9 protein-coding genes and 1 pseudogene are annotated in these 7,420 nt (G+C 74.6%); 7 read left to right on the forward strand and 3 right to left on the reverse strand.

The window, feature by feature from the left end:
- Positions 1-117: 117 nt before the first annotated feature.
- From IE249_RS06790 to IE249_RS06810, 5 genes are all read left to right on the forward strand, one after another.
- Positions 118-837, forward strand: coding sequence for a YhjD/YihY/BrkB family envelope integrity protein (locus IE249_RS06790; RefSeq protein WP_229857843.1), 720 nt, complete (start codon positions 118-120; stop codon positions 835-837).
- Between the two features lie 96 nt (positions 838-933).
- Complete coding sequence (locus tag IE249_RS06795; protein WP_189703854.1) at positions 934-1,425, forward strand: DUF1360 domain-containing protein; 492 nt, start codon at positions 934-936, stop codon at positions 1,423-1,425.
- Between the two features lie 142 nt (positions 1,426-1,567).
- A complete protein-coding gene (gene dhaK, locus IE249_RS06800; protein ID WP_189703855.1) occupies positions 1,568-2,560 on the forward strand; it encodes a dihydroxyacetone kinase subunit DhaK in 993 nt (330 codons plus the stop codon).
- Positions 2,561-2,612: 52 nt separating this feature from the next.
- The gene (gene dhaL, locus IE249_RS06805; protein ID WP_189703856.1) at positions 2,613-3,212 is read left to right on the forward strand and encodes a dihydroxyacetone kinase subunit DhaL; all 600 of its coding nucleotides are present in this window, start codon (positions 2,613-2,615) and stop codon (positions 3,210-3,212) included.
- A gap of 1 nt (position 3,213) precedes the next feature.
- Entirely contained in the window at positions 3,214-3,624 is a 411-nt protein-coding gene (locus IE249_RS06810; RefSeq protein WP_189703857.1) for a PTS-dependent dihydroxyacetone kinase phosphotransferase subunit DhaM, read from the forward strand.
- 19 nt (positions 3,625-3,643) lie between these two features.
- Here the strand turns inward: IE249_RS06810 and IE249_RS06815 are convergent, their stop codons facing one another.
- On the reverse strand, positions 3,644-4,360 hold the full coding sequence (locus IE249_RS06815; RefSeq protein ID WP_189704176.1) for a glycoside hydrolase family 75 protein: 717 nt from the start codon (positions 4,358-4,360) through the stop codon (positions 3,644-3,646).
- A 425-nt stretch (positions 4,361-4,785) separates the two neighbouring features.
- Here IE249_RS06815 and IE249_RS06820 point away from each other — a divergent pair, with 425 nt between their 5' ends.
- Positions 4,786-5,787: a fibronectin type III domain-containing protein gene (locus IE249_RS06820; RefSeq protein WP_189703858.1), complete on the forward strand. Its 1,002-nt coding sequence runs from the start codon at positions 4,786-4,788 to the stop codon at positions 5,785-5,787.
- Between the two features lie 152 nt (positions 5,788-5,939).
- Complete coding sequence (locus tag IE249_RS06825; protein WP_189703859.1) at positions 5,940-6,482, forward strand: hypothetical protein; 543 nt, start codon at positions 5,940-5,942, stop codon at positions 6,480-6,482.
- Between the two features lie 33 nt (positions 6,483-6,515).
- Here the strand turns inward: IE249_RS06825 and IE249_RS06830 are convergent, their stop codons facing one another.
- Both IE249_RS06830 and fadH read right to left on the reverse strand, forming a co-directional pair.
- The gene (locus tag IE249_RS06830; protein ID WP_189703860.1) at positions 6,516-7,067 is read right to left on the reverse strand and encodes a PadR family transcriptional regulator; all 552 of its coding nucleotides are present in this window, start codon (positions 7,065-7,067) and stop codon (positions 6,516-6,518) included.
- Between the two features lie 32 nt (positions 7,068-7,099).
- Positions 7,100-7,420, reverse strand: a pseudogene (gene fadH / locus IE249_RS36495) (NADPH-dependent 2,4-dienoyl-CoA reductase); the annotation flags it as partial.

Consider the following 7,420-nt stretch of genomic DNA (forward strand, 5'->3'; position numbering starts at 1 on the left):
CCGCGTGGACCAACTTCCGCGGCGGCCGAGTTGAGCACGCGGGAGCCCGGGCCCCGCCCTACGGGCAATGTGTCGTGGGCGGTTGAGCTCTACCGGCGCGGCAAGGATCTCGAACTCATGCACCGGGCCATGGGGTTCGCGACCCTGGTCCTGGTCACGCTGGCCCCGCTGCTGATCGTCGTGGCGGCGGCGGACCCGCTGATCGGCGGGGGGTTCGCGCTGTGGCTGGTGGACGGCATGGACCTGTCCGGCAGGTCGGCCCAGGTGCTGTCGCAGGTCTTCAGCCCGCCGCGCAAGGTGGTGGGCAGCACCAGCGTGCTGGGCGGGGTGCTCCTCGCGGTGTTCGGCGTGGCCTTCGGCGGCAGCGTGCAGAACGCGTACGAGAGGGTGTGGCGGCTGCCGTCCGGGCCGTGGCACCGGATCTGGCGGCAGGCCGTCTGGCTGTGCGCGCTCATCGGCTACCTCTACGCGCAGGTGCAGACCCGCACGGCGGTCGCCGGGACGTACCGGATGCTGATCAGCGTGGCGATCGGGGTGCTGTTCTTCTGGTGGGGGCAGTACTTCCTGCTGGGTCACCAGGTGCGGTGGCGGCTGCTGCTGCCGGGCGCCGTCGCCACCATGATCGGCCTGGTGGGGCTGCGCGCCTTCTCCTTCCTGGTGTTCACCCCGCTGATCGTGACCAACGCGGTCAGCTACGGCGCCATCGGCACCATCCTGGTGGTGGAGTCCTGGCTGATCGGCGCAGGCTTCGTCGTCTACGGCGGCGCGCTGGCCGGGCATCTCTTCTGCGACCGGGCCGGACACCTGCTGGAGCATCCGGAGCCGCCGAGGGAGTGACGCGGCGGCCCGCTCACGTGTGGCGGCGGTGGGGCGGGGCACTCGGGCCGCGCCCGCCGGCCGGGCACCGCGCGCAGGTGGAAGAGGGAGGCTCTCATGGCGGCCGCACAAGGTTCCTACGACGAGAAGGGCGAGGCGCCCGTGGCTGGGTACGCGGCGCTCGCGACGACGTTCGCGGCCGGCGCCGCCGTGTTCACGGCCGTGGCCCGCCGCCAGGGCGTACGGCTGCCCGAGCGGGTGCCGCCGTGGGACGTGGCGCTGCTCGGCGTGGCGACGTTCAAGGCGTCGCGGCTGCTGTCCAAGGACAAGGTCACGAGCTTTCTGCGGGCGCCCTTCACCCGCCGTACGGAGGAGATCCCGGCCGGTGAGGTGATGGACGAGCCGCGCGGCAGCGGTGTCCAGCGCGCGGTGGGCGACCTGGTGTCCTGCCCGTTCTGCGCGTCCGTGTGGGTGGCCGGGGCGCTCATCGGGGGCTACGCCTGCGTGCCGCGGGCGGCCCGGCTGGTGTCGGCGGGCCTGACCGCGGTGACCCTCGCGGACTGGCTGCAGTACGCGTGGAGCTTCACGGAGCAGCGGGCCGAGGGCTGAGTGGGCGGTCCCGCAGGGCCGCGGAACCGTGGGCGCCGGCCGTGACCGGGGGCCGGGCGCCGTACAGGTGACCTTCGCCGCCGCAGGGCCGATACTGCGGAGAGCGGATGGATGTACCGGCCGGGCTCACCTGGAGGCAGCCATGAAGATGCTCATCAACGTCGCCGAGACCGTGGTCGCGGACGCGCTGCGCGGTATGGCGGCCGCCCATCCCGAGCTGACCGTCGACGTGGAGAACCGGGTCGTCGTACGGCGGGACGCTCCCGTGGCGGGCAAGGTGGCCCTGGTCTCCGGCGGCGGTTCGGGGCACGAGCCGCTGCACGGCGGGTTCGTGGGTCCCGGAATGCTGTCGGCGGCCTGTCCCGGCGAGGTCTTCACCTCCCCGGTGCCGGACCAGATGCTGCGGGCGGCGGCCGCCGTGGACAGCGGGGCCGGCGTGCTGTTCGTCGTGAAGAACTACACCGGGGACGTGCTCAACTTCGACATGGCGGCCGAGCTCGCCGAGGACGAGGGCATCCAGGTGGCGAAGGTCCTGGTCAACGATGACGTGGCGGTGACCGACAGCCTCTACACGGCCGGCCGGCGCGGCACGGGCGCGACCCTGTTCGTGGAGAAGATCGCGGGCGCGGCGGCGGACGAGGGGCAGCCGCTGGAGCGGGTGGGGGCGATCGCCCGTCAGGTGAACGAGAACTCCCGCAGCTTCGGCGTGGCGCTGAGCGCCTGCACCACCCCGGCCAAGGGCAGCCCCACCTTCGACCTGCCGTCCGGCGAGCTGGAACTGGGTATCGGCATCCACGGCGAGCCGGGCCGGGAGCGGCGGCCGATGATGACCTCGCGAGAGATCGCCGACTTCGCGGTGCACGCGATCCTGGACGACATGTCCCCGCGCAACCCGGTGCTGCTGCTGGTCAACGGCATGGGCGCGACGCCGCTGCTGGAGCTGTACGGCTTCAACGCCGAGGTGCACCGGGTCCTGGCGGAGCGCGGTGTGGCGGTCGCCCGCACGCTCGTCGGCAACTACGTCACCTCCCTCGACATGGCGGGTGCCTCGGTCACCCTGTGCCAGATCGACGAGGAACTGCTGCGGCTGTGGGACGCGCCGGTGAACACGCCGGGTCTGCGCTGGGGCGCGTGAGCGCGAGCGTGTGAGCGGGGCCCGACCGTACCTACCAAGCAAGGGAGATCCAGTGCTCGACGCCGATTTCTTCCGCCGTTGGATGACGGCGACCGCCGCGTTGGTCGACCGCGAGGCGGAACGGCTCACCGCCCTCGACTCGCCCATCGGGGACGCCGACCACGGCAGCAATCTGCAGCGCGGGTTCACCGCCGTGCGGACCGCGCTGGAGAAGGAGGCGCCGGACACTCCGGGCGCGGTGCTGACCCTGGCGGGGCGCCTGCTGATCTCCACGGTGGGCGGCGCGTCCGGGCCGCTGTACGGGACGCTGCTGCGCCGCACCGGCAAGGCGCTCGGCGATGCCCCCGAGGTCGGCGAGGACCAGCTCGCCGAGGCGCTGCGCGCCGGGGTCGACGGGGTGATGACGCTGGGCGGGGCCGCGCCGGGCGACAAGACGATGGTCGACGCGCTGGTGCCGGCGGTGGACGCGCTGGGCGGCGGTTTCGCCGCCGCGCGCGCCGCCGCCGAGGAGGGCGCCGAGGCGACCACGCCGCTCCAGGCCCGCAAGGGGCGGGCGAGCTATCTGGGTGAGCGCAGCATCGGGCACCAGGACCCGGGCGCCACCTCGTCGGCGCTGCTGATCGAGGCCCTCGTCGAAGCGGCGGAGGCCTGAGGTGAGCGAGGAGAAGGTGGTCGGGATCGTGCTGGTGTCGCACAGCGCGGAGGTCGCCGCGTCGGTGGCCGAGCTGGCGAAGGGGCTCGCGGGCGGTACGACGTCGGTGCCGGTGGCTCCGGCGGGCGGCAGGCCGGGCGGGGGGCTCGGCACCAGCGCCGAACTGGTCTCCGCGGCGGCCGCGTCCGTGGACCGGGGCGCCGGGGTGGCCGTCCTCACCGACCTCGGCAGCGCGGTGCTCACCGTCAAGGCCCTCCTCGCCGAGGGCGACGAGCTGCCCGGCAACACCCGCCTGGTGGACGCGCCCTTCGTGGAGGGCGCGGTGGCGGCGGTCGTCACGGCGGCCGCGGGCGCCGACCTCGACGCCGTGGAGGCCGCGGCGGTGGAGGCGTACGGCTACCGGAAGACCTGAACGCGCGGGCCCGGGCCGGTCAGCGGCTCCGCGGCGGGGTGCCGTCGAGCAGACGGCGTACCAGCCGCTCGCCCCGGGCCACGGTGGCCGCGTGGTCCTCCAGCGCGTCGACGCGGGCGTGCTTGAAGACGATGTACGTCACGCCCGAACGGACGCCGCCGCCGAACGGGTCGGCGGGGATGCCCAGGCGCCGGGCGGTGGCGTAGGAGGCCTCGCCGATGAGGTCGCGCGGGCCGGTGTCGCCGACGACGGCGTACTGCAGCCGGCCCCGGTAGACGACGGCCGCGACGGAGCCGCCGCCCACGCCGTGCGCGCCGGGGTCCCAGATGCGGCTGGGGGCGGGCAGGACGACGTAGGGCAGGCGCTCGGCGTCGAGGCGGCGGCCGTCGGACTGCGTGTAGGCGGCGGCCGGGGAGAACTGGGGGTCGGTGCGGCGGTTGCAGCGGGCGGTGGGCCGTCCGTCGCAGTCGATGTCCATGTCGGCCTTCCAGAACACCGCGCCGCGCAGCTCGCAGACCGGGATGGTGGCGCGCGCGCCCGCGTCGGGGCGGTAGCGGCCGCGGGAGACCGGTCGGCAGTGGCGCAACCGGGCCAGCAGGTCGGCGGCGCGGACGCCGCCCTCGCTGCGCGCCGGCCGCTCCTCGGGGAGGCGGTGGGGCGCGGTCGCGGCGGGCGATGTCGTCGGGGCGAGCAGGGCGGCGCTCGCCGCGACGAGCGTCAGCGACTTCAGGCGCACGATGAGGAACCCTCTCCTCGGGGACACGGGCAGACATTCACCCCATACTTCCCACAAGGGGTGAATTCGATCAGTATTCGATCCTGCGCCCACGTTAGGGGAACGGACGCCCCGCGCCCCGTAGGGCTTTCGCGGGGCCGGGGGCCGGGGCGCGTACCGGCCCGGCCCCCGGCTCACCGGCACGGCGCGGCATCAGCGACGACAGCGGTCCGCGCCTCGACGTGAACTCCTCGCTTGTCCGCGGGAGTTCGGCCGGGAGGAACTTCAGCATACGTAACCGCCGGCGGTGGTCACCAACGCCCTGCCCTCTTGCCGCGGCGCGTCCGCCGCGCCATATTGGTCCGGACCATTGCCGGGCCCCTCGCCGGACCACCCGGACGGCGGAGTGGGGGCGCCCGCACCGCCGTTGAGGGGAGACGGACCTCGTGCGACGCGCCGCCGTCCCCGTCCCGGCCCGCTGCCGCGTTTCCGGGCGTGTCGCCGCGGTCTGCGCCGCGCTGGCGCTGCTCGCCGCCTGCGGCCGGGGGGCGGCGGACGACGGCGAGGGCGGCCGGCTGCCCGGCGCGCCGACCGGGGTCACCGCGGCGGCGGGCAGCGCGACCAGCGTGCACGTCATGTGGAACGCGGTAGGGGCGGGGCCGCCGATCAGCGCCTACGAGGTGTATCGCGGGACCACGAAGGTGAGGGAGGTGCCGGCGTCCGAGCACATGGTCGACGTGGTCCGGCTCAGCCCCTCGACCTGGTACGTCTTCACGGTGCGGGCGCGCGCCGCCGACGGTGGCCTCGGGCCGCGCAGCCGTCGGGTGCGGGCGAGGACCCCGGCCGCCGTCGCGGCCGACCGCACCGCTCCGACCCGGCCCGGCGACCCGCGCGGGCGCGCGGTGGGCGGCACGGCCGTCCAGCTGTCCTGGTCGGCGGCCTCGGACGACCGGGGCGTGGTCTCCTACGACGTCTGCCAGGGCGCCGTCGCCCTTCACACCGTGGGCGGCGGCCAGACCGCGACCGTGGTCACGGGGCTGCGGCCGGGCACCCGCTACTCCTTCACCGTCCGCGCCCGCGACGCCGCCGGCAACCTCTCGCCCGCGAGCACCCCGGTCCGGCTCACCACCCGGCCGGGTTCCGACGACGGCCGGGACACCGCGCCCACCGCCTTCCGCGCCGCGACCCACACCTCCGGCGGCGCCTACTACCTCGACCTGAGCTGGGTCCCGCCGCACACCGACGCGGTGGTGACGCGGTACGAGATCCAGCTCGACGGGCAGCCCGCGACCTCGCTCGTCTGGGGCGGCACCGCACCCCGCGACAAGGCCTCCTACAGCTTCTACGTGGGCCGGGACGCCGGGGTCACCCACCGCGTACGGATCCGGGCCATGCTGCCGGACGGCACCTGGGGCGGCTTCTCGGCGCAGCGCACGGTGACCACGTAGGGGGACCCCCGCTGTGTTCACCCGACCGGCCGCGCACCGGGTGCGGGCGGCCGCCGCAGGACATTGGCTGCCTCTTGAGGCAGCACGGGCGCTCCCCTATGTCCGGCGGCACCTGGGATGGACCGCCGACCGTGCCGCCGGAGGGCAGACCCATGCGCAACACTCAGCCAAGGTTCCGCTCGGCCCCGGTCGCGGCGGTCGCGGCCGCGCTCGCGTGCGGTCTCGCCGCCGGCCCGGCCGCGGCCGGGCCGGGCATCTCGGTGAGCACCAGCGGCAAGACGGTGTCGGTGACGACCAGCGCCTGCACCCTCGTGGACGGCAGCTGGGGCACGGCGTCGCTGCTCACCAGCAGCCAGACGAACTTCACCCAGGGCCGCCAAGTGGCGCTGACCGGGACGACGGTGAGCCAGTCCGCCGCCTGGCAGAGCGTCAACCCGGGCACGTACACGGTGATCGTCGTGTGCGCCAACAACATCACGGCGGGCAGCCAGTCCGTGATCGTCTCCGGGTCGTCGACCCCGACGATCTCCGCGACGGCCAAGCCCGCCCCCTCACGCGGTGTGATGGGCGGCGTGGGCGGCGGCACCAAGGACTACGGCCCGCTGACCTTCGCGGTGGGCGGGTCGCTGGTCGCCGTCGCGATGATCGCCACGGGCTGGGTCCTGCGCCGCCGCTCCAAGCCGTACCGGCTCTGAGCCGCGTACCCCCGGGCCGGGACCGGGGTCCGTTCACGCGGGGGTGTCGTCCCCCAGGGCCTCGAATTCCGCCAGGGCGTGGGTGAGCCACTGGGTCCAGAAGGTCTCCAGGTCGATGCCGGCGCGCAGCACCAGGTGCTGGAGGCGCTTTTGGGGAGCGTCCTCGCCCGGCGGGAAGTCGCGCTCCTCGATCGCGCGGTACTCCGCCAACTGCTTTCCGTGCAGCTCCAGATGGCGCCGCAGGTCGCTTCCCAGGCCAGCGGTGCCGACCACGGCCGCGGCCCGCAGCCGCAGCAGCAGGGCGTCGCGCTGCGGTTTCGGGTCCTGGGAGGCCGCCGTCCAGCGGGCCAGTTCGGCGCGGCCCGCGGGCAGGACCTCGTAGCTCTTCTTCTGCCCGCGGGCCGGCTGCTCGGCCGGCAGGGCCCGGATGAGGCCGTCGGCCTCCAGCTTCCCCAGCTCGCGGTAGATCTGCTGGTGCGTCGCCGACCAGAAGTAGCCGATCGAGCGGTCGAAGCGGCGCGTCAGCTCGAGCCCCGACGACGGCTTCTCGAGCAGGGCGGTGAGGATCGCGTGCGGCAGGGACATGGCCTCATCCTAGGGACGCCCGGCGGGCGTCCCTAAAGGGCCGCCGCCAGCTCCGTGCCCTGCTTGACGGCGCGCTTGGCGTCCAGTTCGGCGGCCACGTCCGCGCCGCCGATCAGGTGGGCGGGGCGCCCGGCGGCGATCAGCTCCTCGTACAGTCCTCGGCGCGGCTCCTGGCCGGTGCACAGCACGATGGTGTCCACCTCCAGGACGGTGCTCTCGCCGTCCACGGTGATGTGCAGCCCCGCGTCGTCGATGCGGTCGTAGCGCACGCCCGGCACCATGGTCACGCCGCGGTGCTTGAGCTCGGTGCGGTGGATCCAGCCGGTGGTCTTGCCCAGCCCGGCGCCGACCTT

This window comes from Streptomyces anandii JCM 4720 (assembly GCF_014650655.1).
GTDB classification, from domain to species: Bacteria; Actinomycetota; Actinomycetes; order Streptomycetales; family Streptomycetaceae; genus Streptomyces; species Streptomyces anandii.

What these genes read in the sequence shown, in the direction of transcription:
- IE249_RS06790 (WP_229857843.1), top strand. Translation starts at nt 118, where the DNA reads ATGCACCGGGCCATGGGGTTCGCGACCCTGGTCCTGGTCACGCTGGCC.
- IE249_RS06795 (WP_189703854.1), top strand. Translation starts at nt 934, where the DNA reads ATGGCGGCCGCACAAGGTTCCTACGACGAGAAGGGCGAGGCGCCCGTG.
- dhaK (WP_189703855.1), top strand. Translation starts at nt 1,568, where the DNA reads ATGAAGATGCTCATCAACGTCGCCGAGACCGTGGTCGCGGACGCGCTG.
- IE249_RS06825 (WP_189703859.1), top strand. Translation starts at nt 5,940, where the DNA reads ATGCGCAACACTCAGCCAAGGTTCCGCTCGGCCCCGGTCGCGGCGGTC.
- IE249_RS06830 (WP_189703860.1), bottom strand. Translation starts at nt 7,067, where the DNA reads ATGTCCCTGCCGCACGCGATCCTCACCGCCCTGCTCGAGAAGCCGTCG.